Origin of the sequence: Diaphorobacter aerolatus, assembly GCF_014489535.1 — a bacterium.
In the GTDB taxonomy this organism is placed as follows: domain Bacteria; phylum Pseudomonadota; class Gammaproteobacteria; order Burkholderiales; family Burkholderiaceae_C; genus Diaphorobacter_A; species Diaphorobacter_A aerolatus.
In genome coordinates this window covers 341,906-366,344 of the sequence record NZ_CP060783.1, presented here as the reverse complement: position 1 = coordinate 366,344, position 24,439 = coordinate 341,906, and the positions used below count along the sequence as shown (strand labels likewise).

Below are 24,439 nucleotides of genomic sequence, written 5' to 3'. Positions count from 1 at the left end.
CCATGCAAGACTACTACGCAGCCCGTGCACGGGAATACGATGACATCTATCTGAAACCCGAGCGCCAGGACGATCTGCGCGAAATGGAGGCCTGGCTTCCTTCGCAGATCGGCTCGGGACACGTTCTGGAGATCGCCTGTGGAACGGGTTACTGGACGCAGTTCTACGCCCCGCACTGCTCGCAGGTGCTGGCGATGGATGCGGCAGCGGAAACGCTGAAGATCGCCCAGTCCCGCGTGCCACTCGATCACGTGCAATTCGCTGTCGGTGATGCCTACGCGCTGCCGCTGCCTGCCGCTGGTTTTGATGCAGCATTCGCGGGTTCTGGTGGTCGCACATGCCTGTCGATCGACAGCATGAATTCCTGAGCGGCCTGCACCGGACGCTGAAACCCGGTGCAAGGGTCGTCCTGATCGACAACCTGTACGTCGAGGGCAGCAGCACCCCGATATCCGACACCGATGCAGATGGAAACACGTATCAACTACGCAGGCTCAAGGACGGCGGTTCGTATCGCGTACTCAAGAACTTCCCGACGGAACAAGCACTGCGTGAGCTGGCTTGCGTCCATGCGTCACAAATCCTCTATCACTCGTGGCGATACTTCTGGGCGCTGAGTTACCGCCTCGCATGAAAGGATGGACCGGGCATGGACAAGCAACCCAGGTACGACGACAAGCGCATCCAGATGCACAAACGCGGTCTCATGAAGCTGGCCGTCAGGAGTGCGGCGCTGGGCGCGGGCGCGAGCGCACTCCCCGCCGTGTCACAGCATGCACCCAAATCCGCGAAAGGCCCGGTACTGCTGACGGTCAGCGGTCTCATCGGCGCAGGCAATCGCGGTCCGTTCGACGCACGGTTTGACCAGTTGATGGGCAAGCATCAGGTGCGTTTTTCCAGGGCGCATGCGTTTGATTTCGCCGCATTGAACGCGCTGCCAACGGTAGACATCCAACCCACGCTCGAATACGACGACAGGAAGCATGTGCTCAAAGGCGCCCTGTTCAGCGACGTGATGAAAGCCGCAGGCGTGCAGTGGGCCTCCAATCTGTCATTTCTCGTACGCGCGCTCGACGGCTATGCCGTGGCGATTGCTGCGCCGGAGATCATGCAACGCCGCTTCATCATTGCTACCCATCTGGACGGCGCGCCACTGGCGCTCGGCGGAATCGGGCCGCTGTGGTCGGTGTTCGAGCCCGACCGTTTTCCGGAACTGGCAGCCAAGCCGCTCAAGGAACGCTTTGCGCTCTGCCCCTGGGGCACTTATCACGTGGAAGTGACGACGCGCTGAACCATGCCTTCACGCCTGCATCAGGAAAAAATCAGCGCAGGGCTTGTTCGAGATTGGCCCGCGCGCGAGTTTCAAACAGCGCCCGAAAATGATCCGTCGCATAGATGCCCGGACGGCTCAAAAAGCTGCACAGCACTTCACGCCGCTTGAAGTCGTAGACGAATGAAGGAACCCATGCGTATTCGGCGCGCACCTGCTGTTCGTATTGCGCAAACCGGTGAGGCGCTGCCGCAAGAATGCCGAGGTCCACATCCACGAGAAGGCGCGCATCCGGGTCGCTCGGCTGGGCCCGGTGTTCGGTCGCCAGAATGAGCGCTTCGACGCGCGAGATTACCTCGTCACTTGCGCCCTGCTCCCGCAGCACCCGAGCGGCCCATGCGGCGCTGCGGGCTTCGTTGTCTTTGGCTTTGGGGTCGTAGATCGCATCGTGGTACCAGAGGGCAAGCTCCACCTCGCCCGGCGACCGGCAGGTGGGCAGCACGGTTTCAAGCAGCGCGAGCGCTTCGCGCAGATGCTGCTGCGAGTGGTAGTGGCGCTGCGGTTCGGCATAGGCACGCATGAGCGCCTCGAATGCATCAGAACCGGGCTGCGCAAGGCCCAGCGCGCGCCACGCGCGTTCCCAGGATCGCGCGAGAACATCCTGCTCGCCAGCAGGCTCAGCCGCGAGCGACAGTGAATCGGTCATATGCACTCACATTGCAATCGGGTGAAAAGCTGGCGGGCACTGGCTATTCCCGGCTCACGATGGACGCCAGGTTCCGAGATAGCCCACCACCTTCAACTCGGCGCCCGTGTCTTCGGCGATCAGCTTGCCGTCCGCCGTGGTGCGCACGCGTCGTTCGTTGACGAGCAGCTCCTGCGTTGTTCCCTGGCAGGTACAGGTGAGCGTGCCGCTCGATCCATCTTCGAGTTCGAGCACCGCCACGTCGATGATGCCCGATGGGTTGTCGTCAGTTGATTCAGTCATGGTGCTCCTCTCGCGCTCTCGGCAGCAGTCGGTGGATGTGATGGATGGATGGATGGATGGGTAGCGTGTGAAGACCTCCATACCCTGTTGATGTTGCGGCAAGCGCGAGCGCTCGAATGTAGGAGCGAGGCCCGGCTTTACCCTGCGACGCGTGCGCCTTAAGGGCCATTGAAGCACTCACCACGCCTATCGCAACGTCGCGAGATAGGCAGCAATGTCGTGCGCATCCTGCTCGCTCACACCCATCGTCGGCATGGCCGTGCCGTGCTTGACGGCGTCGGTCTCCCGCAACCAGCGCACCATGTTGTCGTTGGTGTTGTCGAGCACGCCGGCGATGCGGGTGCGGCGTCCCATGCCATCCAGCGGCGGGCCGACCTGCGGATTGGATTGCACCGTGCCTGCGATGGTGTGGCAGGCGATGCAGGCATAGGCATACAGCGCGCGCTTGCCGCGCATGGGATCGGCGTCGAGAAGCGCTGCGCCGCTCTGCGGCTCGCAGCTTTCCGCGCGGCTGACGGGTGCCCTGACCATTTCGGCGAACTCCGCGGGCGTCAATTTCGGCATCTTGCGCACGAAGGCGACGACGGCCCACAAATCATCTTGCGAGAGGTGGTGTTCCCACGCCGGCATGCCCGTCATCTTCAGGCCGTTGCGTGTGATCCAGTACAGCTCACGCGCGTTCCAGCGCTGCGTGGCATCCATCAGGGGCCGGGGATCGGCTGCATCGATTGGCCAAAATCGCTTGCGGCCACCCCCGGCCCACCGTGGCACTGCACGCATTTTTGCTGATAGCACAATGCGCCTCGTTCGACCTTACCATCGGAGGCGACGTCAGGCACAGCGATGTCACGTGCCCTGGCGCGCACCGATTGCTGCATCGCGTATTCGAGCATGGAGTGCACCGGTTGAAAGTGCTGGCGATTGCCCGCCACGTTGTACAGACCGAAGACCAGAACCGTCAGCGCCGCAGCGGCGACCAACAGCGCGCTGACGAGCAGCGTGATCACCACCGTTTTATTTTTCCTCGACTTTCGACTTTGCATAAGAAATTGTCCTACGCCCGTTGCGGCCATCCGTGTCGGTGAATGCCACCGGCGCGCGGCCAATAATGACTACATGCGAGACAACCTGCCCGCGCCCTGCACTCGCCCGTGCCGGTCCTCCCCACGAACTGCCTCGGGTATCGCTGCAGTCTTGCTGGCCGTGCTATGCGGTGGCTGCGATTCGGGACCCTCATCATCGACAACCGAACAACAGGCAGCGCTGCGCGGCAAGGCACTGATGTCGCAATACCAATGCGGCAGTTGTCACGCCATCCCCGGTGTGGCCGATGCACGCGGCGTCAGCGCCGTGTCGCTTGAGGGCTTTGCGCGCCGCAGCTACATCGGTGGCCGCCTGCCCAATCGGCCCTCCACGCTCGAGGCGTGGATCATCGATCCCCATGCCCAGATCGCGGCTGCCAACATGCCAGCGCTTGCGGTATCGCCCGAACAGGCGCGCGACATGGCGGCCTACCTGCGAACATTGAAATGACGAGCCCGCACACTGGCACGCCCCAGTCCGCACTGCATGCGGGCGGCGAACAGTCGGCCTCGTTCATCGAGCTGACCACGGCGCTGGTCGTCGGCGGAAGCGTGATCTTTCTCGGCGTGATGCTGCTGCTCGCCCTGTCATTCAAGCGGCAACGCAAACCCAACGCCAGACTCTGGCTGCTGGGCGGCGGCATCGCCATGCCGATGGTGGTGTTGACGGTGCTGTTCTTCTACAGCGAATGGCTGCGCCCCGCGTGGCGGCCGATTCCACCCGCCGACGCGCTCGTCGTCACCGTGACCGGACGCATGTGGTGGTGGGACGTGAGCTATCACGACCCCACCAGCGGCCTGCGCTTTGCCACCGCCAACGAGATTCGCCTGCCCGTGGGGCGACCGGTCTATTTCGCGCTGGCGAGCGAGGACGTCATCCACAGTTTCTGGGTGCCTGCGCTTGGCGGCAAGATGGACATGGTGCCGGGGCGACTGCAACACCTGCTGCTCACGCCGAGGACGACGGGACGCTGGCGCGGCCAGTGCGCGGAATTCTGCGGCGCGCAGCACGCGTTGATGGCGCTGGACGTGGTCGTGAGTCCGCACCATGAGTTCGATGCCTGGGCGCAAGCGCAGGCAAGGCCGATCGCGCGATCCGACGCATTGTTGTCGCACCCCGGGCGCGCCGCATTTCTTGAAAATCGCTGCAATTTCTGCCATACGGTGCGCGGTGTATCCGATGCCCTGGAACCCGGTGGTCGCGCGCGACTCGGCCCCGATCTCACGCATGTGGGTAGTCGGCTTTCGCTCGCCGCCGCCACGCTGGCCAACACGCCAGACAACATGGCGCACTGGATTGGCCACACGCAGGACATCAAACCCGAAGCCCGCATGCCATCCGGCGCTGGCCGCGTTCCACCACAGGACCTGGAGGACATCGCTGCATGGCTGAGCCTGTTGAAATGAACGACGCGAAGAACCCGGCTTCACGCTTTCCCAACGAGCTGCCGCGCCCGCCCGGCGAGCGCGAGGCGCTGGAACGCGCCTGGCAGCCGCCGCGTGGCTGGCGGGTATTGACGGCGGTGAACAACACGCAGATCGGCGCCTACTACATCGTCGCCGCGCTGCTGTTCTTCGTGCTTGGCGGCGTGCTGGCGCTGTTGATGCGGCTACAGCTTGCGACGCCCGACAACGACCTGATCTCGGCGGGCACCTACAACCAGCTTTTCACCATGCACGGCACGGTGATGATGTTCCTGTTTGCCGTGCCGGTGGTGGAAGCGATTGCGGTCTACCTGCTTCCCAACATGCTGGGCGCGCGCGACCTGCCATTTCCGCGTCTGTCAGCCTACGCGTTCTGGGCGTATGCGATCGGCGGGCTGGCTTTTTTCTGCACGATCTTCTGGGCATGTCGCCCGATGGCGGCTGGTTCATGTACCCGCCGCTCACGAGCAAGCAGTTCTCACCGGGCATAGGGGCGGATTTCTGGTTGCTCGGCATCGGCTTCATCGAAATCTCGGCCATCGCGGGCGCAATCGAACTGATCATCGGCATCCTGTTCACGCGCGCGCCGGGCATGACGCTGTCGAAGATGCCGGTCTTCGCCTGGGCGGTGCTGGTGAGCGCGTTGATGATCATCTTTGCTTTCCCGGCGGTGATTGCCGCGACCACCCTGCTCGAACTTGAACGCGCCTTCGACTGGCCGTTCTTCGATCCGCAGCGCGGCGGCGATCCGCTGCTGTGGCAGCATCTGTTCTGGTTCTTCGGCCACCCCGAGGTCTACATCATCTTCCTGCCCGCAGCCGGCATGGTTTCGATGATCGTTCCCGCGATGGCCGGCACGCCGCTGGTCGGTCAACGCGCCGTCGTGGCAGCGCTGATCGGCGTGGGCGTGGTGAGCTTTCTGCTGTGGATCCATCACATGTTCACGAGCGGCGTGGGCATGGTGGCGCTGCTGCTGACCTCGGTGGCGAGCTTCGTCGTTGCGATCCCGAGCGGCCTGCAGATCTTTGCCTGGATCGCCACGTTCTGGAGCGGCCGCGTGCGGCTGAACTCACCCACGCTGTTCCTGCTCGGATTTCATTTCATCTTCGTGCTCGGCGGCCTGACCGGCGTGATGGTCGCCGTCCTGCCATTCGACTGGCAGGCGCACGACAGCTATTTCATCGTCGCGCACCTGCACTACGTGCTCATGGGCGGCATGGTGTTTCCGGTGTTCGCCGCGCTGTACTACTGGTTTCCGGTCTTCAACGGCGCGCAGTTGTCCGAGCGCCTGGGCCGCTGGGCCTTCGGCCTGATGTTCGTGGGATTTCATCTGGCCTTCTTTCCGATGCACATCAGCGGGCTGCTCGGCATGCCTCGGCGCGTCTATACCTACTCGGGTGATCTCGGCTGGAATCTGCTGAACCTGCTGTCCACCATCGGCGCGTTCATCCTGGCTGCGGGCGTGCTGCTGTTCCTCGTGGATGCGATTCGCGCGCTCGCCTTCAAATCCGGGGGCGACAATGACAACCCTTGGCGTGCGGGCACGCTGGAGTGGCTGCCTTCGCGCGACTACGGCGTGCGCAGCATTCCCGAAGTGCGCGGCACCGAACCGCTGTGGGACAACCCCGCGCTGGCGCAGGAGGTCGAGCAAGGCCGCTGGTGGTTGCCGGGCACGGTGTTCGGCGGCCGCGAAACACTGGTCACCGAGGTGCGTAGCGCCTGGCCCGTGCAATTGCTGCGCCTGCCCACGGACGGCTGGGAGCCGCTGCTTGCGGCAATCGGCACGGCGGGCTTCTTTCTGCTGCTCACCGTGGAGTGGGTCGCGACGGCTTTTGCATTCGGCGTGGGAGCCGTCGCCGCCATGGTGATGTGGACTTGGCAACTCGACCGCGCCGCGCCCACCGATCAAGCGCGGGTTGGCAAGGGCGTGTTCCTGCCCACGCAGCCGGTCGGGCGGCGCGCCCACTCGTGGTGGGCCACCTTCATTCTGGGGTCGTGGATTGCACGATCTTTGCGTCGTTCATCTACGGCTACATCCATCTCTCGATGGCCTTGCAGGTCTGCCCTCCCCCCGGTTCTGCGCTTCCCGCAGGCCAATGGAGTGCCGCCAACGTGGCGCTGGTGCTTGCCAGCTCGGCGTTGATGTTCTGGAGTACGCGGTCACCGCTCGCCGGTCACGCGATGCTGCAAAAAGGGTTGCGCTGGCGCACGGCGATTGCGCTGCTGTGCGTGTGCGCAGCATTCGGACTGGCGCTTGCCGGACAGATCGAGGCCGGACTCTCGCCGCGAGCCGATGGCTGGAACGCCTCCGTCGCCATGCTGCTCGCGTATCAGGGATTTCATCTGCTGGTACTGCTCGTGGTCGGCGGCTATCTGCTCGCGCGGTCGTGGTCGGGCCATCTGCGCCCACGCGCACGTGCAACGCTCGACAACGTCGCCGTGCTCTGGCACACCGCCGTGCTCCAGGTCGTGGTGACCGAGTTCACGCTGCGCGCGGTGCTGGTGTGGATGAACTAGGGCCTGTTCACCCAACGCACGGAGTCTGCCTGTCCTAGCAGCGCAGGCTCGCTTCTCCTACAGACATCGACAGCAAACAAAAGCCCAATGCAGATGAGGCCCGGTGACATGGCAGCAGTGGCGTCAAGCCACTTGCCCATCATGCAATGCAAGTCTCAGATTTTCACCAACAAAGGGAAACCCCAATGAACTCTTCAGATGACAAACTCAATCGCGATCCCATCACCGGCGAACCGGGTGCGCATCCAATCGGAACCGGTATTGGTGCTGCTGGCGGTGCCGTGACCGGCGCTGCTGCGGGCGCCATCGGCGGCCCCATCGGCGCGGCAGCAGGTGCCATCGTTGGCGCCGTGATTGGCGGTCTGGCTGGCAAGGGTGCCGCCGAAGCCATCAACCCTACCGAAGAAGACGCGCACTGGCGTGAAGTTCACGTGGATGAGCCCTACTACTCGGACGAGTACACCTACGACGACTACGCCCCGGCCTACCGCGCTGGCTGGGAAGCACGCGTGGCGGGCACCGACTATGACGCCGCTCGCGCCGAATGGGCGCGCCGCTGGGACGCAGAACACGCGGACGGCAAGCTGAAATGGGAAAAGGCCCAGCCAGCATTCCAGGCCGCATGGGACCGCGCCAATCGCCGTTATGTGCAGGAAACCGGCTATTGAGCCATTCACTCACATCGAGCCCCGTTGCTCGATGATGAAATGAACCAAGCGGCGAGAAGCAACCGGCAAGTCCGATGGCTTCTCGCCGCTTTTTCATTGCGGATCTGACATCGGTGCGCCGCTGCGGCGCATGCGAATAACCCGAGGAACGACAATGCCCCAGACACCCAACCCGCCCGCGACCCGCACGCCCGAAGTTCAGGTGAACACGGAAAAGCCCGGGCAAGCCGAAGATCCCGGCTCTACCGCGAAGTTGCCGCATGAGCGCGACCAATCCACCTCGATGACCGGTGGAAACAAGTCACCAGAGATGGAGCAGGCGCACAAGGACGTGAAACGCGGTCTGCGCGACACCGATGCGCGCGGCGCAGATGGACGCCCCGTAAAGCCCCGGCAACCGGTGGCGCTGCGGGCTGATTGAACTCTCCGGCCTGCTGCCGGCTTCGCTTACTCCGTGGGCTCAGCAGGCGGATCTTCTACCGGCGGAGTCTGCGTCGGCGGATCAATGGGGGCTGGCTTCGGCGGCTCGGTAGTCGGCGGGGCGACACGGGCGGTGTAGGTGGTGTGGTCGGTACGGGCATGATCAGATTCTCCGGCGTGCCTTCAGTTTTTCAGGACACCGCAGGCGACTGCATCGGATCAGGCGGCAACTCGATCGGCGGAATAATTCCTGGCGGCTCTGTCGGATGCGGCATGGGACGATCAGGAATGGACGGATCGACCGGCCGGTTCGGATCGCGCGGCGGCGTGTCCGTGCCGGGGTCGTGCGGAATCGGTTGAGGGGTGTGCATTTGCTGCATGAATGACTCCTTCAAAACGCAAGCATGTAAATTACTTACAGAAAATAGGCATTCCGTTTCAATAATGACGATTGAATGGCAATTCCTACATGCACATGATTCTAGTGAGCTGGTTTAGATGACGTGTAGGGATATGCGCCATTTTCTTCAAACGCGCGGCGCTGACAGGAATGGACTACAGTCGTAGGAGTCTGGAAGCGGCAAATGGTGATGCGTGCCTACAAGCCCATCCAGAAAGCCCGAATATTATCAAACCTCACCGAACGGATTGATTTGCAGCACTTGACTGCATTGGATATCTCAGTATTTTTCAACCCGTAACTCAAGGAGTTCTCGTCATGAATGAAGACACCATCAAGGGCAACTGGAAGCAATTCAAGGGCAAGGTCAAGGAGCAATGGGGCAAATTGACTGACGACGATCTGGACGTGATCAACGGCCAGCGCGAGCAACTCGTCGGCCGCATTCAGGAACGCGAAGGTATTGCCCAGGACGAAGCGGAAAAGCAAGTGAAGACTTGGGAAACCGACAACAAGTACAACTGGTAAATCAAACCACCAGCAATGCTTGAGAAAAGACCCGCAAATGCGGGTCTTTTTTATTTGATTTTTTTATTTTCAGATAATCAGCCGTCGACGCTCCGCGATATTTAACAAACGCGACCGATACATTATCCAACAGCCATTTCCCTACAAGTCCGTCATACAAGCGACTACCGGCGAGAAATTCGACTGTGATTATCCTGACGGTGCGTGCAAATCACTGATCTGCATTTCACTTCCGCCACTGCCCACCTTTGTGGCGACACACTCAGAAAGGAAATCATCATGGCTATTGCAAATACCGCTTCCAGCGTCATTTCTTCCGAACGCGTTCGCGGAACCGACGTGTACAACCCGGCCGGTGACAAGCTCGGCTCGATTGACGAACTCATGATCGACAAGATGTCCGGCCAGGTGCGCTACGCCGTCATGGAGTTTGGCGGCTTTCTGGGCATAGGCACGGATCGCTATCCGCTTCCATGGGACACCATGAAATACGACACCGGCATGGGTGGCTATGTGGTGTCGGTTGCCAAGGAGCAACTCGAGAACGCGCCGCGCTATGAGCGCGCAGCGGCGCCCGAATACAACGACGAATACGGCCGACGCGTGTATGACTACTACGGCGTTCCATACCTGTGAGCGAAGTCGCGGCAGGTCACGCCGCAACGATGTGAACAATGCGCGTGAGCGCGTGTTCACCCGACGCATCAGCGATACCGGTGTCCTTTCCGGTATCGCTTTTTTCTAGGGCCTGTTCAGACAATCCACGGGGTCGCGCAAGCCAGACAGAGCCGCTCATGCCAGGCGCGTTCCTTGCGCGGGTAGGCACCCGGTGCGTTGTGTGAACAGGCCCTAACCACTTTTCGCCACACAGCTTGATGACATTCACCTACATCCGGCCTTGCGTTGCTGGCCTATCGTGAATGTTCCACACAGATTCCACCAAGAAAGGTGATCCACCATGAAATTCTCGAACCGCAATGCATCCAAGGGCCTGGGTGGAATCGAGCAACTGCTGAGCGATCTTGGCAGTCTGCTGTCCAGCAAGGAGCTGGATTCCATTCCGCAGATTCGCGATGTGCGCGAGCGCCTCAGTGACGGCGTGGGCCGTGTGCGTGACACCGTCGCGCATGCTGCCGAGGAGACCGCAACCCGCACCCGCGACGCGGCGCGCGTGAGCAACGAATACGCGCACGAAGAGCCATGGCGCGTCGCAGGTGCGGCGCTCGCGGTCGGTGCCGTGATCGGCTTCTGTCTCGCAAGGCGTTGAGGCACACGCGCTGCGACGTCACCATTGCGGCCTTGTTTGAATAAGGCCGTCTCCCCAAGGACAAAGCCATGCCCCGAGGTGACAAGTCTTCCTACACCGACAAGCAAAAGCGTCAGGCCGAACACATCGAGGAAAGCTACGAAAGCCGTGGTGTGAGCGATAAGGAAGCCGAGCGCCGCGCTTGGGCCACCGTCAACAAGGAGACCGGCGGCGGAAAGAAATCAGGCTCGGGACGGGGCCAGGAGGTTGATCGGTCCGCCTCGCGCAAGGGCGGAAAACTGGGCGGCGAGGCATCGGCCAGCCGCACCGCCGCCGAGCGGTCCGCTTCGGCCAAAAAGGCCGCCGAAACGCGCAAACGCAATGCGCAATGAATGAGCGCTCGTCATATGCGGGCCAGGCATCCGTCATTGTTGACATCCCACCGATAGAGAATTTTCCATGAACCACCTGATGAACCCCACCAGCGCCGCGCCGCCGCCCGCTCCCGCAGAAGAAACGCAGGAGCCCGCCAAGCCCGGTCAACCCGACTTCCCGGACACCGAGCCGTATATACCGCCCGAGCCGCTGTTCGTGCCGCCTCGACGCTTCCCCGAAGATGCGCCGGAGCGTACAGCCTGGGCCGTGCGCGTGGCGTGACCGGCGCTGGGTGAACTGGATTCAACGCCGCTTTTGCGGATGCCGCTCCTGCTCGGCAATGATCGTTGGCCCCGAAGCAGACTTTTGATCGTCTTCGCGTGAAACCGGGGCACTGGCTGGTGCCCCGTCTTTCGCCGAAGATTTTTCTTTTGCGTGATTCTGTTCGGCGATGATGGTGGGCTCGGAAGCCGCCTTTTCTTCACCGTCCTGTTTGCGCGTGTTGGTCGTCATGGAGAGTCCTTGGGTTGGAAGCATCACCTGCACTTTGCTCCGTTCAACACGACACGGATGTAGGTGGAGCGCCCGCACCACCATGACGCAAACCTCGTGATTCATGCGTGCGAAGAATTCGCCATTCCCGTCGTCGCCGCAAACCCTCTTGGCAGCAGGACATGAGTTCGCGTAGGCTCGCCTGCATGAACACCTCGACCCACCAGACAACCCCCTCTTCTTCCATACATTTCGGCCTGTCGGATCGCGTCTGCATCGTCACAGGCGGCGCGCAAGGCATTGGCGCGGCATGCGCACAGCGCTTCGCACGCGAGGCGGCCAAGGTCGTCGTCACCGATGTCAACGACGCCGTCGGACAAGCGCTTGCCGGAAGCATCGGCGCAACCTACATCCATTGCGACGTTGGCAACAAGACCGAGGTGGATGCGCTCGTCACGCAGGTCATGCAGCAGCATGGGCGCATCGACGTGCTGGTCAACAACGCCGGCATCTTCAAGGTCGCGGATTTTCTCGACATCGCCGAAGCGGACTTCGACGCCGTGCTGCGCGTGAACGTCAAGGGCGCTTTCCTCATGGGCCAGGCCGTCGCGCGTGAGATGGCCCGCCAGGGTTCTGGCAGCATCATCAACATGAGTTCGGTGAACAGCGTGCTCGCCATCCCCAACCTCGCGAGCTACAACGTCAGCAAGGGCGGCATCAACCAACTCACGCGCGTGATGGCGCTGTCGCTGGCGGACAAGGGCGTGCGCGTGAATGCCGTTGCCCCGGGCACGATTGCCACCGAACTCGCCGCGAAAGCCGTTCTCACGAGCGAAGAAGCCAAGGCCAGGGTCATGAGCCGCACGCCCATGAAGCGCCTCGGCACGCCCGAAGAAGTCGCCGACGCCGTAGCCTGGCTTGCAAGCGATGCGTCGAGCTACGTGACCGCCGACATCATCACCATCGATGGCGGACGCATGGCCTTGAACTACACCGTGCCGGTGTGACATCGCGGATCCTCTGCGCTGGGGCAAAATGGCGGCATGCGACTACTCCACACGATGTTGCGCGTTGGCAATCTCCAGCGCTCCGTTGATTTCTACACCAAGGTGCTCGGCATGACGCTGCTGCGCACCTCCGAGAACGCCGAGTACAAATATTCGCTCGCCTTCCTCGGTTATGACGGTGGCAATCCCGGTCAGGCGGAAATCGAGCTGACCTTCAACTGGGACACCACGAGCTACGACATGGGCACGGCCTACGGCCACATCGCGCTCGGCGTGCCGGACGCCTACGCCGCCTGTGAAAAAATCAAGGCCAGCGGCGGCAACGTCACGCGCGAAGCCGGTCCCGTCAAGGGCGGAACCACCGTGATCGCCTTCGTGACCGATCCCGATGGCTACAAGGTCGAATTGATCCAGGAAAATTCGAGGTCTGGCAGCGACGGGCGTCATTTGGACGTCAAGAGCACTGATCCGCTGCGCAGCGTGTAGCGGTTGCAGCAGCGATGCCCGTGCTTGCACGGGCTTTTTTGCTCTTGTTAGGGATTCAATAATCTGTCTTCACGAGCGCCTGAGTTTCCCTGGCAAGACGCGTGATCTGCGCCCAGTCCTTGTTGGCCACCGCATCGGCAGGCACCAGCCACGAGCCGCCGACGCACACCACGTTTGACAGCGCCAGAAACTCCGCGGCATTGGCTGGTGACACACCGCCGGTCGGGCAGAACTTGACGTCAAAGAACGGCCCCTGCCATGCCTTGAGCATCGGGATGCCACCTGCCTGCATTGCGGGGAAGAACTTCAGGTGATCGAAGCCCGCCTCGCGCGCCATCATCACTTCGCTGCTGGTGGCCACGCCGGGCAACAGCGGAAGACCCGCATCGCGCGTGGCCTGCGCCATCTTTTCGGTGAAGCCAGGACTCACGGCGAAACGCGCGCCTGCATCGGCAGCGGCCCTGGCGTCGGCGGCAGTGCGCACCGTGCCCGCGCCGACCACGGCATCGGGAACTTCGCGCGCGATGGCTTCGATGCAGGCGAGTGCCTGTGGCGTTCTCAGCGTCACCTCGAGCATGCGAATGCCCCCGGCGACCAATGCCCTTGCCATCGGGACCGCGTCAGCCACATCATGGACGACGATGACCGGAATGACCGGCGCATCGCTCATCACTTCCAGTGCGGTCAGTGTCTTGTCTAAAGCCATGTGCAGGCACCCTCTTCTGCGCTGAGCGCATTGCGGCGGAATCCGGCGAACAGCTCGCGACCCCAGCCGTGACCATTGGATTTCAACTCGGGCTCGGGCGGCGTTGCATTGGCGCGGCCCTGCCACTCGTCGGCGGGTAACAGCACCTCGAGCGTGCCCGTGATGGCGTCAAGGCGAATGATGTCGCCATCCTGCACCTTGGCGAGCGGGCCGCCGTCCAGGGCTTCGGGCTGACGTGAATGGCGGCGGGCACCTTGCCCGACGCACCGCTCATGCGCCCATCGGTGACAAGTGCCACGCGGAATCCCTTGTTCTGAAGCACGGCCAGCGGCGGCGTGAGCTTGTGCAGCTCGGGCATGCCGTTGGCCTTGGGGCCCTGCCAGCGCACGACGCAGACCACGTCGCGATCAAGCTCGCCCGCCTGGAACGCGCTTTGCAATGCGGCCTGCGAATCGAACACCTTTGCGGGCGCTTCGATGATGTGGCGGTCTTCGGGCACCGCCGATACCTTGATGACGCTGCGCCCGAGATTGCCCTTGAGCAGCATGAGCCCTCCGGTGGGCTGAAACGGCGCGGTGTGCGGGCGCAGCACGGCGTCGTCGCCGGACACGCCCACATCGCTCCAATGCAGGCGCCCTTCCCACTCCCGGGGATGCGCGTGTATTCGCGAATGCCGCCAGCGCGCACGGCCAGCACATCGGCGTGCATGAAGCCACCGTCGAGCAGTTCGCGGATCACGTAGCCCGGACCGCCTGCGGCCTGGAACTGGTTCACGTCGGCACTGCCGTTCGGATAGACGCGAGCGAGCAGCGGCACGACGCCGGACAGGGCAGAGAAATTGTCCCAGTCGATCACGATGCCCGCCGCGCGCGCCACCGCGACCCAGTGGATCAGGTGGTTGGTCGAGCCGCCGGTTGCCAGCAGCGCGACCATGGCGTTGACGATCACGCGCTCATCGATCAACCTGCCGATGGGCGGGCAATCCTTTTGCAGCACGGTGCGCGCGGCCTCGCGGGTAAGCTCGGCGCGCATCTCGTTGCCGGGGTTGATGAAGGCCGTTCCGGGCACGTGCAGACCCATGGCCTCGAGCAGCATCTGGTTGCTGTTAGCCGTGCCGTAGAACGTGCAGGTGCCTTCGGAGTGATAGGCGTGCATTTCCGCATCGAGCAAGGTGTCGCGCCCGACCAGCCCTTGTGCCGCCTGCTCGCGCACCTTGGCCTTGGCGCTGTTGGACAGGCCCGAGGTCATCGGACCCGCCGGTACGAACACCGTCGGCAGGTGTCCGAACTGAAGCGCGCCGATGAGCAGGCCCGGCACTATCTTGTCGCACACGCCAAGCATCAGGGCCGCATCGAACACGTCGTGCGACAGCGAGACCGCCGTGCTCATCGCGATCACGTCGCGCGAGAACAGCGACAGCTCCATGCCCGGCGCACCCTGCGTCACGCCATCGCACATCGCAGGCACGCCGCCCGCGACCTGCGCCGTCGCGCCATGAACACGCGCCTCGGCCTTGATCAGATCGGGATAGTGCTGCAGTGGCGCGTGGGCCGACAGCATGTCGTTGTAGGCGGTGACGACGCCGATGTTTGGCGCCCTTTCGGCGACCACGCGCAGCTTGTCGTTGCCCGGCATGGCGGCAAACGCATGGGCCACGTTCGCGCAGCCGAGGCGCTGCGCGCCGCGATCCCGCCCGGCATGGAAATCGACTTGCTCCAGATACGCGCGGCGGCTCGCGGCGCTGCGTTCGCGAATGCGCTTCGTGACGGCTTCGACGGTGGGATGTACTGACATGCGTTGTGGCCGCGCCCGAGGCACGGCTTGAGTCCAGGTGGGGTGGCTTCCATCGTAATGCCGCAGTGTGGCGGCACGAATGGAAAAACCTGCTTCGTTCAAGCAGGTTTTCCTTCGGGCATCAGGCCCGCGCAGACCTGAGTAGGGGCGTGGCCCTCACTTCTGCTCGCGCGCCTTCTGCACGGCGGCGTTCACCTCGTCCCAGGTGGACTGGCCCACCGATTTGGCGATGTTGGCGTTCACGCTCGTGAGCTTCTCGCGCATGCGCGTGACTTCCGCGGGCGCGAGTTCGTTGACCTGCATGCCCTTGGTCTTGAGGTCGGCCAGCGCCTTAGCGGCTTCTTCGCGTGTGTCCTTGCGCTCGAACTCGCGGCTCTTGATGGCTGCGTCCTGCAGCACCTTCTTTTCCGCCGGGCTCAGTTGATCCCACCACTTCTTGCTCACGGTGACGATCCACGGGCTGTAGACGTGATTGGTGACCGTGAGGTATTTCTGCACCTCGTAGAACTTGCTGGAAAGCACCGTGTTGTACGGATTTTCCTGACCATCGACGGCACGCGTTTCAAGCGCCGTGAACAGCTCGGAGAACGGCAGCGGCACGGCGTTTGCGCCCAGCGCCTTGAAGCTGTCGAGGAACACGTTGTTCTGCATCACGCGCAGCTTCACGTCGTTCAGATCTTCCACCTTGGTGACCGGTCGCTTGCTGTTGGTGAGATTGCGAAAGCCGTTTTCCCAATACACCAGGCCGACCATGCCCTTGGCTTCGAGCTTGGCCTTGACCTTGTCGCCCATCGGGCCGTCGAGCACGATGTCGGCTTCCTTGGCGGTGCTGAACAGGAACGGCGTGTCCCAGATGCCCATCTCGGGCACGAGACCGACCAGCGTGGCGGTCGAGCCGACCATCATCTCCTGCGCGCCGCCGATCAGCGCCTGCTGCATCTGCGTGTCGGAGCCCAGCGATGCATTGCCGATGGCACGCACCTTCATCTTGCCGCCCGTGGCCTTTTCCACCTCCTTGGCGAACAGGCGCACGGCACGGCCCTGATTGGATTCATCGACCAGACCGAAGCCGAAGCGCACGATGCGCGGCTTGAAATCCTGCGCCTGCGCCAAGCCGGCCGTGGTGGACGCGACGGCAGCGACGGCCAGCGCGCAGAGGGTGAATTTGATTCGCATGTGGAGTTCTCCTCGTACAGGTAAAAGGGATGGGACAGTCGGACGGACGAAAACGGTTTCAATGCATCCACGCGAGCGGCGCGGTCACGATCTGCGGAAAGATGATGAACAGGATCAGGAGCAGCACATACATCAGCAGGAACGGCGTCGTGCCCCTGATCACCGTTTCCATGCGGATGCGACCGACTCCGGCGACCACGTTCTGCACCGTGCCCACGGGCGGTGTGATCAGGCCGATACAGCCCACAAAGATGAACATGAAGCCGAAGTACACCGGATCGATGCCTGCCTTCACCGCGAGCGGCGCGCACACCGGGCCGAAGATCAGGATGGTGGGCGTCAGGTCCATGGCCGTGCCCACGACCAGCAGGAAAATCATCATCAGCGCCATGAACCACACCGGATTGCCCATCAGCCCCGAGAAGCTCTCCGCAAGCATGTTGGGCAGATCGGCGAGCGTGATCATGTAGGCCGTGACGGTGGCCGCGCCGCACAGGAACATGACAATGGCCGTCGTCTTGCCCGCCGCGAGAAACACCTCGTACAGCCTGGCCCAGGTGAGCTGACGGTAGACGAACATCGAGACGAAAAGCGCGTAGACCGCCGCCACGACTGCAGCCTCGGTCGGCGTGAAGATGCCGCCCTTGAGGCCGCCCAGGATGATCACCGGCATCATCATCGCCCAGAAGCTCTGCACCAGCGCCTTCAGGCGGTCGGCCCACACCACGCGTGGCATCGACGGCAGACGGTTCCTGCGCGCGATGAACCACCAGGCGGCGATCAGGAAAATACCCATCATCAGGCCCGGCACCACGCCCGAAAGAAACAGCTTGCTGATCGAGGTATTGGTCGTGACGCCATAGATCACGAACGGCATCGACGGCGGAATGATCGGCGCGATGATGCCGCCCGATGCGAGCAGGCCCGCGCTGTAGCTTGGCGGATATTGCTGGTCGCGCATCATCGGCAGCAGGATGGTTGCGAGCGCCGCGGTGTCGGCAATCGCCGAGCCGCTCATCGACGCGAGCAGTACCGCCGCGCCAATCGCCACATAGCCAAGGCCACCCTGGATGTGACCGACGAAGGCGCGCGCCAGATCGATGATGCGCCGCGAAAGACCGCCCGCGTTCATCAGCTCGCCCGCCAGAATGAAGAAGGGCACGGCCAGCAACGGGAAATTGTCGAAGCCCGCCTGCAGGTTCTGCGCCAGCAGTTGCGAGTCGAAGAAGTCGAGATGCCACATCAGCGCGACGCCGGTGAGGATCAGTGCGTGCGCAATCGGCATGCCGATGACCATGCCGCCAATCAGCACGGCCAGAAAAATGAGGGTGACGATCATGTGCGTGGTTTCCTTGGGGCATCACCGGTTTGTCATTCCACTTCGGCGCCATCGGCCTGCGGCGCCTCACCGCGCCGCAGATCGACCGCCACGCACACCAGCAGCCCCACCGCCAGCACCAGCGTGGCGGCAGCCGCCATCGCGAGCGGATAACCGAGCACCGTGCTGTAGCTGTCCATTCCCGCCTTGACCTGTTCCCACGAGCCAACCAGCAGCAGCACCATGCAGCCTGCAACCAGCAACTGGCTGATCCAGAACAGCACCTTCCTGGGCGTGCCCTTGAGGCGCGAGGTCAGCATGTCGAAACCCAGGTGCTTGCCCTCGAACGCCGTGACGATGGCCCCCACGGCCACCAGCCAGACGAACAGCAGGCGCGATATTTCTTCATACGACACGATGCTCGTCGCAAACACATAGCGGAGCACCACGTTCACGAACACCGCGATCACCATGCCCGCAAGCGCAGCGACCATCAGGTGTTCGGCCAAGCGTTTGATGAAAGGCTGTCGCCCGATTTCAGCGGATGGATGATGTTCTGGGAGGAAGTCATGTTGGAAGAGTCCCTGAGGAATATCGCTGTGGTTCAGAATTTGTGTTGCGCTTCGCACGCGGCCACGGCCCAGCCTTTGCCCTCGGCCCAGGCAACAACCTGCTGGATCAGCGCCTCGATCGGCTCCATGGCATTGACGGTGAGCACGTCGTGCTCGCCTTCGGGCGCTCCAGCGTTGCAAACTGATTGGCAACCAGCGCCGGCGAGAAAAAATGCCCCGGGCGTGATTGCACACGCTGCAGCGCGTCGTCATAGGACAGATCGAGAAACACAAAGCCCAGGTTCGGATTGGCCGCACGCAGACGGTCGCGGTATTTGCGACGCAGCGCCGAGCAGGTAAGCACCGTGCCCTGTCCGCTTGCCTGCGGCGCGAGCAGCTCGGCGAGCCGGTCGAGCCAGCCTGAACGGTCATCGTCATTGAGCGCAATGCCTGCGGACATCTTCTCGATGCTCTGCTGCGAGTGATACGCATCGCCCTCGTGCAATGCCCAGCCCAGCACGCGGGCACAGGCGTCGGCCACGCTGGACTTGCCGCAGCCGGAGACGCCCATCACCACGATGGCTGGCGAGTCGAATGTTTGGATAGCGCTATCCTGCATGGTCAAAATAATGATCGATCCGAATCGAAAAGAATGCGATCACTGCGTGTCATCACCAATCTTTGTTCAGAGAAGATCGAATGATGCCCCGGAGCGAGTGATCTCAAAATTTATGGTCGAAATGAGTGTGAAAGTCTTTGGGATAGCGCTATCTTAAGTCACAATAAATTCAAATTCGCTCAGGAGTAACCCTTGATTGACGCCCAGAAGAAAAGCCGACGCGCCAGTGGCCGCACCACGCTAGCGGACGTGGCGCGGGCCGCCGAGGTCAGCCCGATCACGGTCTCTCGCGCGCTGCGCGGCGAGCGCGGCGTCGATCCACAACTGGTCGAACGCGTGCGCAAGGCGGTCGAGCAACTCCACTACGTACCGGATCCGGCCGCGCGCGCCCTCGCCTCGCAGCGCAGCACGCAGGTGCTGGTGCTCGTGCCGCTTTTGTCCAACAACCTGTTCGTTGACGTGCTCGAAGCCATTCATCGCACGCTGTTCCCGCAGGGCTTTCAGCCGCTGATCGGCGTGACCCACTACGACACTGCCGAAGAAGAACTGCTGCTGCGCACCTATCTGCCGATGCGTCCCGCGGGCCTGCTGGTCACAGGCTTTGATCGCAGCGAAGCCGCGCGCCAGCTCATTGCGCGCAGCGGCGTCCCTTGCGTGCACATGATGGAGACCAGCACCGCGCCCAACGTCGCCAGCGTCGGCTTCTCGCAGGCCGACGCTGGCGCGGCGATGACGCAGCACCTGCTCGAGCGTGGCTACCGCCGCATTGCGTTTTGCGCCGCCCAGCTCGACCCGCGCGTGATGCAACGCGCCGAGGGCTACCGCCGCGCACTCAAGCAGGCCGGGCAATACGATCCGCGTCTTGAACTATTGAGCGCCGAGCCCTCTTCCATGGCGCTGGGCGGCCGCCTGTTTGAAAGTCTGCTCGCGCTGAACCCCGACGTCGATGCCGTGTTCTTCTGCAACGACGACCTGGCGCAAGGCGGCCTGCTCGCCGCCAACCGGCTCGGCATTCCCGTGCCCGACCGCATCGCCATGGCCGGCTTCAACGACCTCGCCGGCAGCGACCAGATGGTGCCGCCCTCACCACCGTGCGCACCCCACGCAAACAGGTAGGCGAATCCGCCGCGCGCATGTTGCTCGATCTGATGCGCGGACAGGTGACCAAGGCAACGGCGGTGGAACTGCAATACGAGCTGGTGGTGCGCGAGAGCACCTAGCTCCGGCTCAAACATTGGCGCTGAAATAGGGGCTCGTCTCCCGCCCTACGAGAGCACGAGCCAATGAACTACTGCATCACTGCGTCGTCCAGACGTAATACACAGGCCCTTCGTACTTGAACACCGGGTACGCGGCAATCACGAAATCGCGCTCTGCTGCGTTGACCGTGTAGAAGTGCGCTCCGGTCTTCGTGTTGAAGAAGCGATAGATCGGCACGGAACTGTTGCCGGTCTGTGTCTGCGCGAACCATACCGGGCCTTCGTATTTGAAGACCGGATATTCGCTGATCACGTAGTCGCGCTCGGCGGCGTTGGCGGTGTAGAAGTGGGCGCCGGTTTTGGTGTTGAAGAAGCGGAAAATCGGGCTTTGGTCGGTCGTCGCTGCGGGATAGGCATAGAAAGCCACGTTTTCATACTGGAACGCGGGATAGTTGCCGATCACGTAGTCGCGCTCGCCCGCATTGGCGGTGTAGAAATGGGCTCCGGTCTGCGTGTTGTAGAAGCGATAGACTGCGGCGCGTTTTCCATCGCCGGTGCCGCCCGTGCCCGTGCCTGCGCCGGTGTCGATCACCGGATTGAGCCAGGGTTTCATCGCCGGATAGACGCGATCGAAGCGCGCATAGTCGTCGTGGCCCGCGCGGTTGGAGCAGGTTGCCGTGCCGCTCGACAACGTGGCGGTGAGATAGCCCCCCACAAACAGACCCGAACCGCTACTGCCGCCCTGCGTGGTGCCCTGGGACCACTTCACGCGGTAGTAGTCGCCGCTCATGTCGTTCATGGGCGCGCACATCACGGTCACATCCACGGGACCGCAGGTGGAGGTTGTGGAAATCGCGCCGAAGCTGATTTTCTGCAGATCGCCAGCGGGATGATGCAAGGCCACCACCGAAGCATTGGCCCGTTGCGCACTCGCGTCCCAACCGGCGAACACCGCGCCCGCAGGAGGCGTGTCGTTCAGGCGCAGCAGTGTCGCGTCCGGTGACACGCTGGTGTAGAGCAGCGTCGCGCCGTTTTGCAGCGTCTTCGTGGCCGACGAAAGCGTGCGCGCATTGCAGGTCGGCGTGCGGAAAAACCAGAACGTCTGAAGCGTCGATGCCACGGTCTGCGAGCTGATGCAGTGGTTGGCGGTGACGAAATAAGGCGTGCCGCTGCTGGACTTGTCGTTGAGCAAGGTGCCGGTGCAGAGATAGCCGCCTGCGGGAGTGATGTACACCATGCGCGCCACGGCATCACGCTGCGAACGGTACTCTTCGTAGCAGGTCGAATCCAGATTGCAGGCACCCGAATTGCCGATGACTTCGGCCTTGCCTGTGTTCGGCGTCACGTCGGATTCGAGCGGCAGCGAAAGGTCGTGGTACACGTGGACGATGCTTGGCACCGAGATCTGCACGAGGCTGCCGGGCGTGCCAGCAGGCAGCTCGATTTCCAGGGTCAGCTCTTCGCCGTCTGCACCCGGCGTCCACCAGGTCCGCCCTTCGGCCGAGTCGTCACCGGCCTTGAGGTTGGCTTCCAGCGTCTGAAGCACGCGCTGGCCCGCGATCTCGAACGCCTCATCGCGACGTCCCTGAGCATAGACGCGCAGCAACGCACTGCCGGGCAGCGAGTCGATTTGAACGCCGAGACGCAGACCAAATGCATCTGCGGATTCAAAACTGATGGCGGCGATTTCGCCGCCGCTCGCCGACGCCTGCCACTTGAGCAGCTTGTTCGTCGCTATGACGCTCGACGATGCGGCGCTCTGGCGTTTCGCAGCGACCTGAAACGCGCCATTCCCGCCGTGCAGATCCTGGGATTTCAAACCGCCCCACTCACCGAGATCGACGAGCGCAGGCACCACGGGCGAAATCGCCGAGCGCTTGAGTTTGACGAATTCTTCCGGTGTGTTCAGCGGCTGCGTATGCGCGCCGACCTTCAAACCGTCCGAAACCACACCCGCCGACTGCGCCCATCCCGGCGCCAATCCCGCCATCAGCGCAAGCGCCAGAGAGGCTTTGCCAGCCCAGCCCAGATTCCAGAAATTCTTGTCGCGCCGCATTCGTTCCGTCCCATTGTGAATAATTGCATCAATCATATCAATAGTAATTCGGCGCCAACAAGACAGTTCGCCGCTTCGGAAAAGCGCAGGCAGCGCTGCCGCAGATACAACAACGTCGGGCAATAAAAAACCCGGCAAACCGGTGCCGGGTTTTCATTGGCTGACCTCCAGACGCGGAAGTCAGGCGCGCAAGCGGTGCATCAGGGCACCAGGATCACTTCGACGCGGCGCGCTTCGGCATTGGTGTCCGAGGCCAGCGATTGCTCGGGCTTTCTCAGATCGAGCCTGTCTTCCGGAACGCCGAGCGACTTGAGCGCATCGGCCACGGCCAGGGCGCGCTGCTTAGCGAGTTCCTGGTTCTTGGTCAGGTCGCCGGTGATGTCGTGGTAGCCCGAGATCTGCGCGCGCTTGCCACCTGCGACCACACCCTTGACGACTTCCGCCAGTGCCGTGTTGGCGCCGGAAGCGACATCCGCCTTGCCGGATGCGAAGAAGAATTTCACCAGACCGTTGTCCATGACGATCACCGAAGCCGCGTCTTCAGCAATCACATTGCCCGACGGGCTGAGGACGGTTCTATCCACGGTCCTGACGGCCACGGGCTGGGCGGGCGCGTGCACGATGCCGCGCTTGTAGACCACCACGCCGACGACGGTCGAAACCACCAGCGCGATCAGGGCAAACAGGAAACCAAGGGCAAAGCGTTCTTGGCTGTCGTCGTCGGAAGAATTGAAGGACATGAGTTGGGACTCCGTTGATAAATAATTCGTGATATGTTGGTCAGACAAACCCATCGATTGTAGAGTGCCTGACATGTCGACGACCCCGTGCCCATCCGCGACCCCGCTCCGATGCTTGAAAGAGCACTCGATGAATGGGGTGGTCGCGATGATTTGTGGGTATTTGGCTACGGTTCGCTGATCTGGCGACCGGATTTCGATTACGTCGAGCGTCGCGACGCCATGGTCCATGGCTGGCATCGCGCGCTTAAGATGTGGAGCCGGGTGAACCGTGGCACACCCGAGCGCCCCGGGCTGGTCTTCGGCATGCTCTCGGGCGGCTGTTGCAAGGGCGTGATCTTTCGCGTGGACAAGGCGCATGGCCGCGAGGTGATGATCAATCTGTGGCAGCGGGAAATGGTGTTGGGCGTGTATGACCCGCGCTGGCTCGATTGCCGTACCGCGCAGGGCTCGGTACGGGCCTCGCATTCACGCTGTCGCGCAAAAGCCCGAGCCATACGGGGATATTGAGCGATGACGAATACCGCCGCATCTTTGCCGAGGCCACGGGAAAATTCGGCACGACGCATGACTACGCGCGCGCCACGCACGAGCAGTTGCTGCAAATGGGCATCGAGGATCGCGCGCTCGCGCGCCTGCTGAACCTTCCCAAGCAGCGGAACTGATGCGAGGATTTTCGAGTCCTGCGATACAACACTGCGCGCTGGCGGATAGACTGCATGGATGAACCGAGCCGCATTTGCCGTATTTTTGCCGCTCTCGGCCGAGTCACCATCGTCAACCACCAACCAGAGGTTTAGTCACATGTTCATGCGTTCCGGTCTTTCTCTTGCTGCCGCTGCTGCGGTCATCACCCTTGCGGGCTGTGCATCTTCGTCCACATCGCCGGTCAAGCCACAGGCCGCCGCAGCGCTCGAAGCCACGCGCGGCAATGAGGTCAAGGGCACTGTGCGCTTCATGCAGACCGGCGACAACGCCGTGCTGGTGACGGGTCAGATCACCGGTCTCAAGCCCAACATGGAGCACGGCTTCCATATCCATGAAAAGGGTGATTGCTCCAGCGGCGACGGCATGAGCGCTGGCGGCCACTTCAACCCCTCGGGCGCGGCCCACGGCAAATACGGCCGCGATCCGCACCATGGCGGTGATCTTCCAAGCCTGCGCGCGGACGCCAATGGCGTCGCCCGCGTCAATGAGGAAATTCGCGGTATCAATCTGAAGGCCGGCGCGGACAACAACATCGTGGGCCGTGGCCTGATCGTGCACGCCGATCCCGATGATTTCAAGACCCAGCCGACGGGCAACGCCGGCGCGCGCATGGCCTGCGCGGTGATCAAGTAAGGCGCGGTTCATTCGGTCGGCAGGGGTGGTCGCGC

28 protein-coding genes and 5 pseudogenes are annotated in these 24,439 nt (G+C 62.6%); 18 read left to right on the top strand and 15 right to left on the bottom strand.

Annotated elements, in window-relative coordinates; all coding sequences use genetic code 11:
• Window positions 1–2: 2 nt before the first annotated feature.
• From H9K75_RS23320 to H9K75_RS01790, 3 genes are read left to right on the top strand one after another with little or no spacing between them, the layout of a single operon-like run.
• Window positions 3–368, top strand: coding sequence for a class I SAM-dependent methyltransferase (locus H9K75_RS23320; protein ID WP_226858458.1), 366 nt, complete (start codon window positions 3–5; stop codon window positions 366–368).
• Window positions 338–634, top strand: a complete 297-nt coding sequence (locus H9K75_RS23315; protein WP_226858457.1) for a hypothetical protein — start codon at window positions 338–340, stop codon at window positions 632–634. The genes H9K75_RS23320 and H9K75_RS23315 overlap by 31 nt, the downstream gene beginning before the upstream one ends.
• Window positions 635–649: 15 nt before the next feature.
• Window positions 650–1,291: a molybdopterin-dependent oxidoreductase gene (locus tag H9K75_RS01790; protein ID WP_319016865.1), complete on the top strand. Its 642-nt coding sequence runs from the start codon at window positions 650–652 to the stop codon at window positions 1,289–1,291.
• Between the two features lie 31 nt (window positions 1,292–1,322).
• Here H9K75_RS01790 and H9K75_RS01785 read toward each other — a convergent pair whose 3' ends face one another.
• From H9K75_RS01785 to H9K75_RS23305, 4 genes are all read right to left on the bottom strand, one after another.
• Window positions 1,323–1,976, bottom strand: coding sequence for an HD domain-containing protein (locus tag H9K75_RS01785; protein WP_187724544.1), 654 nt, complete (start codon window positions 1,974–1,976; stop codon window positions 1,323–1,325).
• Window positions 1,977–2,030: 54 nt separating this feature from the next.
• Window positions 2,031–2,258, bottom strand: coding sequence for a hypothetical protein (locus tag H9K75_RS01780; protein WP_187724543.1), 228 nt, complete (start codon window positions 2,256–2,258; stop codon window positions 2,031–2,033).
• A 186-nt stretch (window positions 2,259–2,444) separates the two neighbouring features.
• The gene (locus H9K75_RS23310) at window positions 2,445–2,960 is read right to left on the bottom strand and encodes a c-type cytochrome (protein ID WP_226858456.1); all 516 of its coding nucleotides are present in this window, start codon (window positions 2,958–2,960) and stop codon (window positions 2,445–2,447) included.
• A complete protein-coding gene (locus tag H9K75_RS23305) occupies window positions 2,960–3,268 on the bottom strand; it encodes a c-type cytochrome (protein WP_226858455.1) in 309 nt (102 codons plus the stop codon). Before H9K75_RS23305 ends, H9K75_RS23310 begins: the two co-directional genes overlap by 1 nt.
• A gap of 193 nt (window positions 3,269–3,461) precedes the next feature.
• Here H9K75_RS23305 and H9K75_RS01770 point away from each other — a divergent pair, with 193 nt between their 5' ends.
• The 5 genes and pseudogenes from H9K75_RS01770 (at window position 3,462) to H9K75_RS01750 (ending at window position 8,371) form a co-directional block, all read left to right on the top strand.
• The gene (locus tag H9K75_RS01770; protein WP_226858668.1) at window positions 3,462–3,791 is read left to right on the top strand and encodes a c-type cytochrome; all 330 of its coding nucleotides are present in this window, start codon (window positions 3,462–3,464) and stop codon (window positions 3,789–3,791) included.
• Window positions 3,788–4,747 (top strand): cytochrome c oxidase subunit II, encoded by a 960-nt coding sequence (locus tag H9K75_RS01765; RefSeq protein ID WP_187724541.1) that lies wholly within the window; start codon window positions 3,788–3,790, stop codon window positions 4,745–4,747. The genes H9K75_RS01770 and H9K75_RS01765 overlap by 4 nt, the downstream gene beginning before the upstream one ends.
• Window positions 4,744–7,282, top strand: a pseudogene (ctaD, locus tag H9K75_RS01760) (cytochrome c oxidase subunit I). The gene H9K75_RS01765 and the pseudogene ctaD overlap by 4 nt, the downstream one beginning before the upstream one ends.
• Window positions 7,283–7,467: 185 nt before the next feature.
• Entirely contained in the window at window positions 7,468–7,950 is a 483-nt protein-coding gene (locus H9K75_RS01755) for a hypothetical protein (RefSeq protein ID WP_187724540.1), read from the top strand.
• A 154-nt stretch (window positions 7,951–8,104) separates the two neighbouring features.
• Complete coding sequence (locus H9K75_RS01750) at window positions 8,105–8,371, top strand: hypothetical protein (RefSeq protein WP_187724539.1); 267 nt, start codon at window positions 8,105–8,107, stop codon at window positions 8,369–8,371.
• 190 nt (window positions 8,372–8,561) lie between these two features.
• Here H9K75_RS01750 and H9K75_RS01745 read toward each other — a convergent pair whose 3' ends face one another.
• Window positions 8,562–8,750 (bottom strand): hypothetical protein, encoded by a 189-nt coding sequence (locus H9K75_RS01745; RefSeq protein ID WP_187724538.1) that lies wholly within the window; start codon window positions 8,748–8,750, stop codon window positions 8,562–8,564.
• A 338-nt stretch (window positions 8,751–9,088) separates the two neighbouring features.
• On the opposite strand from H9K75_RS01745, the gene H9K75_RS01740 reads away from it, so the two are divergent.
• Window positions 9,089–9,298, top strand: a complete 210-nt coding sequence (locus H9K75_RS01740; protein ID WP_187724537.1) for a CsbD family protein — start codon at window positions 9,089–9,091, stop codon at window positions 9,296–9,298.
• Window position 9,299: 1 nt separating this feature from the next.
• On the opposite strand, the gene H9K75_RS01735 is transcribed toward H9K75_RS01740, so the two are convergent.
• Window positions 9,300–9,458 (bottom strand): hypothetical protein, encoded by a 159-nt coding sequence (locus H9K75_RS01735; RefSeq protein WP_187724536.1) that lies wholly within the window; start codon window positions 9,456–9,458, stop codon window positions 9,300–9,302.
• Between the two features lie 119 nt (window positions 9,459–9,577).
• Here H9K75_RS01735 and H9K75_RS01730 point away from each other — a divergent pair, with 119 nt between their 5' ends.
• From H9K75_RS01730 to H9K75_RS01715, 4 genes are all read left to right on the top strand, one after another.
• The gene (locus tag H9K75_RS01730; RefSeq protein ID WP_187724535.1) at window positions 9,578–9,934 is read left to right on the top strand and encodes a PRC-barrel domain-containing protein; all 357 of its coding nucleotides are present in this window, start codon (window positions 9,578–9,580) and stop codon (window positions 9,932–9,934) included.
• A gap of 322 nt (window positions 9,935–10,256) precedes the next feature.
• Window positions 10,257–10,565, top strand: a complete 309-nt coding sequence (locus H9K75_RS01725; protein ID WP_187724534.1) for a glycine zipper domain-containing protein — start codon at window positions 10,257–10,259, stop codon at window positions 10,563–10,565.
• 68 nt (window positions 10,566–10,633) lie between these two features.
• Window positions 10,634–10,936 carry a plasmid stabilization protein gene (locus H9K75_RS01720; protein WP_187724533.1) on the top strand — a complete coding sequence of 101 codons (303 nt, stop codon included), beginning with the start codon at window positions 10,634–10,636 and terminating at the stop codon, window positions 10,934–10,936.
• 67 nt (window positions 10,937–11,003) lie between these two features.
• The gene (locus tag H9K75_RS01715; RefSeq protein ID WP_187724532.1) at window positions 11,004–11,201 is read left to right on the top strand and encodes a hypothetical protein; all 198 of its coding nucleotides are present in this window, start codon (window positions 11,004–11,006) and stop codon (window positions 11,199–11,201) included.
• A gap of 21 nt (window positions 11,202–11,222) precedes the next feature.
• Here the strand turns inward: H9K75_RS01715 and H9K75_RS01710 are convergent, their stop codons facing one another.
• Window positions 11,223–11,432 carry a hypothetical protein gene (locus H9K75_RS01710; protein WP_187724531.1) on the bottom strand — a complete coding sequence of 70 codons (210 nt, stop codon included), beginning with the start codon at window positions 11,430–11,432 and terminating at the stop codon, window positions 11,223–11,225.
• A 185-nt stretch (window positions 11,433–11,617) separates the two neighbouring features.
• Between H9K75_RS01710 and H9K75_RS01705 the strand changes: the two genes are divergently transcribed.
• The gene (locus tag H9K75_RS01705; protein WP_187724530.1) at window positions 11,618–12,418 is read left to right on the top strand and encodes an SDR family NAD(P)-dependent oxidoreductase; all 801 of its coding nucleotides are present in this window, start codon (window positions 11,618–11,620) and stop codon (window positions 12,416–12,418) included.
• Window positions 12,419–12,454: 36 nt separating this feature from the next.
• Entirely contained in the window at window positions 12,455–12,904 is a 450-nt protein-coding gene (gloA, locus tag H9K75_RS01700) for a lactoylglutathione lyase (protein WP_187724529.1), read from the top strand.
• Between the two features lie 55 nt (window positions 12,905–12,959).
• Here gloA and eda read toward each other — a convergent pair whose 3' ends face one another.
• The 6 genes and pseudogenes from eda to H9K75_RS01670 form a co-directional block, all read right to left on the bottom strand.
• Entirely contained in the window at window positions 12,960–13,610 is a 651-nt protein-coding gene (gene eda, locus H9K75_RS01695) for a bifunctional 4-hydroxy-2-oxoglutarate aldolase/2-dehydro-3-deoxy-phosphogluconate aldolase (protein ID WP_187724528.1), read from the bottom strand.
• A pseudogene (gene edd / locus H9K75_RS01690) lies at window positions 13,601–15,404 on the bottom strand (phosphogluconate dehydratase). The gene eda and the pseudogene edd overlap by 10 nt, the downstream one beginning before the upstream one ends.
• A gap of 156 nt (window positions 15,405–15,560) precedes the next feature.
• Complete coding sequence (locus H9K75_RS01685) at window positions 15,561–16,580, bottom strand: TRAP transporter substrate-binding protein (protein ID WP_187724527.1); 1,020 nt, start codon at window positions 16,578–16,580, stop codon at window positions 15,561–15,563.
• Between the two features lie 58 nt (window positions 16,581–16,638).
• Window positions 16,639–17,919: a TRAP transporter large permease gene (locus tag H9K75_RS01680; RefSeq protein ID WP_187724526.1), complete on the bottom strand. Its 1,281-nt coding sequence runs from the start codon at window positions 17,917–17,919 to the stop codon at window positions 16,639–16,641.
• Between the two features lie 32 nt (window positions 17,920–17,951).
• Entirely contained in the window at window positions 17,952–18,392 is a 441-nt protein-coding gene (locus tag H9K75_RS01675; RefSeq protein WP_187724525.1) for a TRAP transporter small permease, read from the bottom strand.
• 110 nt (window positions 18,393–18,502) lie between these two features.
• Window positions 18,503–19,020, bottom strand: a pseudogene (locus H9K75_RS01670) (gluconokinase).
• 240 nt (window positions 19,021–19,260) lie between these two features.
• On the opposite strand from H9K75_RS01670, the pseudogene gntR reads away from it, so the two are divergent.
• A pseudogene (gene gntR, locus H9K75_RS01665) lies at window positions 19,261–20,288 on the top strand (HTH-type transcriptional regulator GntR).
• Window positions 20,289–20,364: 76 nt separating this feature from the next.
• Here the strand turns inward: gntR and H9K75_RS01660 are convergent.
• Complete coding sequence (locus H9K75_RS01660) at window positions 20,365–22,323, bottom strand: trypsin-like peptidase domain-containing protein (protein ID WP_187724524.1); 1,959 nt, start codon at window positions 22,321–22,323, stop codon at window positions 20,365–20,367.
• Between the two features lie 200 nt (window positions 22,324–22,523).
• Window positions 22,524–23,063 (bottom strand): OmpA family protein, encoded by a 540-nt coding sequence (locus H9K75_RS01655; protein WP_187724523.1) that lies wholly within the window; start codon window positions 23,061–23,063, stop codon window positions 22,524–22,526.
• 111 nt (window positions 23,064–23,174) lie between these two features.
• Here H9K75_RS01655 and H9K75_RS01650 point away from each other — a divergent pair.
• Both H9K75_RS01650 and H9K75_RS01645 read left to right on the top strand, forming a co-directional pair.
• Window positions 23,175–23,728, top strand: a pseudogene (locus H9K75_RS01650) (gamma-glutamylcyclotransferase).
• Window positions 23,729–23,867: 139 nt separating this feature from the next.
• Complete coding sequence (locus H9K75_RS01645) at window positions 23,868–24,404, top strand: superoxide dismutase family protein (RefSeq protein ID WP_187724522.1); 537 nt, start codon at window positions 23,868–23,870, stop codon at window positions 24,402–24,404.
• Window positions 24,405–24,439 lie beyond the last annotated feature (35 nt).

Coding starts and splice junctions, on each gene's coding strand:
- H9K75_RS23310 (WP_226858456.1), bottom strand. CDS start 2,960: ATGGATGCCACGCAGCGCTGGAACGCGCGTGAGCTGTACTGGATCACA.
- H9K75_RS01655 (WP_187724523.1), bottom strand. CDS start 23,063: ATGTCCTTCAATTCTTCCGACGACGACAGCCAAGAACGCTTTGCCCTT.
- H9K75_RS01755 (WP_187724540.1), top strand. CDS start 7,468: ATGAACTCTTCAGATGACAAACTCAATCGCGATCCCATCACCGGCGAA.
- eda (WP_187724528.1), bottom strand. CDS start 13,610: ATGGCTTTAGACAAGACACTGACCGCACTGGAAGTGATGAGCGATGCG.
- H9K75_RS01710 (WP_187724531.1), bottom strand. CDS start 11,432: ATGACGACCAACACGCGCAAACAGGACGGTGAAGAAAAGGCGGCTTCC.
- H9K75_RS01750 (WP_187724539.1), top strand. CDS start 8,105: ATGCCCCAGACACCCAACCCGCCCGCGACCCGCACGCCCGAAGTTCAG.
- H9K75_RS01740 (WP_187724537.1), top strand. CDS start 9,089: ATGAATGAAGACACCATCAAGGGCAACTGGAAGCAATTCAAGGGCAAG.
- H9K75_RS01645 (WP_187724522.1), top strand. CDS start 23,868: ATGTTCATGCGTTCCGGTCTTTCTCTTGCTGCCGCTGCTGCGGTCATC.
- H9K75_RS01660 (WP_187724524.1), bottom strand. CDS start 22,323: ATGCGGCGCGACAAGAATTTCTGGAATCTGGGCTGGGCTGGCAAAGCC.
- H9K75_RS23320 (WP_226858458.1), top strand. CDS start 3: ATGCAAGACTACTACGCAGCCCGTGCACGGGAATACGATGACATCTAT.
- H9K75_RS01715 (WP_187724532.1), top strand. CDS start 11,004: ATGAACCACCTGATGAACCCCACCAGCGCCGCGCCGCCGCCCGCTCCC.
- H9K75_RS01785 (WP_187724544.1), bottom strand. CDS start 1,976: ATGACCGATTCACTGTCGCTCGCGGCTGAGCCTGCTGGCGAGCAGGAT.
- H9K75_RS01680 (WP_187724526.1), bottom strand. CDS start 17,919: ATGATCGTCACCCTCATTTTTCTGGCCGTGCTGATTGGCGGCATGGTC.
- H9K75_RS01745 (WP_187724538.1), bottom strand. CDS start 8,750: ATGCAGCAAATGCACACCCCTCAACCGATTCCGCACGACCCCGGCACG.
- H9K75_RS23315 (WP_226858457.1), top strand. CDS start 338: ATGCCTGTCGATCGACAGCATGAATTCCTGAGCGGCCTGCACCGGACG.
- H9K75_RS01705 (WP_187724530.1), top strand. CDS start 11,618: ATGAACACCTCGACCCACCAGACAACCCCCTCTTCTTCCATACATTTC.
- H9K75_RS01720 (WP_187724533.1), top strand. CDS start 10,634: ATGCCCCGAGGTGACAAGTCTTCCTACACCGACAAGCAAAAGCGTCAG.
- H9K75_RS01790 (WP_319016865.1), top strand. CDS start 650: ATGGACAAGCAACCCAGGTACGACGACAAGCGCATCCAGATGCACAAA.
- H9K75_RS01765 (WP_187724541.1), top strand. CDS start 3,788: ATGACGAGCCCGCACACTGGCACGCCCCAGTCCGCACTGCATGCGGGC.
- H9K75_RS01675 (WP_187724525.1), bottom strand. CDS start 18,392: ATGGTCGCTGCGCTTGCGGGCATGGTGATCGCGGTGTTCGTGAACGTG.
- gloA (WP_187724529.1), top strand. CDS start 12,455: ATGCGACTACTCCACACGATGTTGCGCGTTGGCAATCTCCAGCGCTCC.
- H9K75_RS01725 (WP_187724534.1), top strand. CDS start 10,257: ATGAAATTCTCGAACCGCAATGCATCCAAGGGCCTGGGTGGAATCGAG.
- H9K75_RS01730 (WP_187724535.1), top strand. CDS start 9,578: ATGGCTATTGCAAATACCGCTTCCAGCGTCATTTCTTCCGAACGCGTT.
- H9K75_RS01685 (WP_187724527.1), bottom strand. CDS start 16,580: ATGCGAATCAAATTCACCCTCTGCGCGCTGGCCGTCGCTGCCGTCGCG.
- H9K75_RS01780 (WP_187724543.1), bottom strand. CDS start 2,258: ATGACTGAATCAACTGACGACAACCCATCGGGCATCATCGACGTGGCG.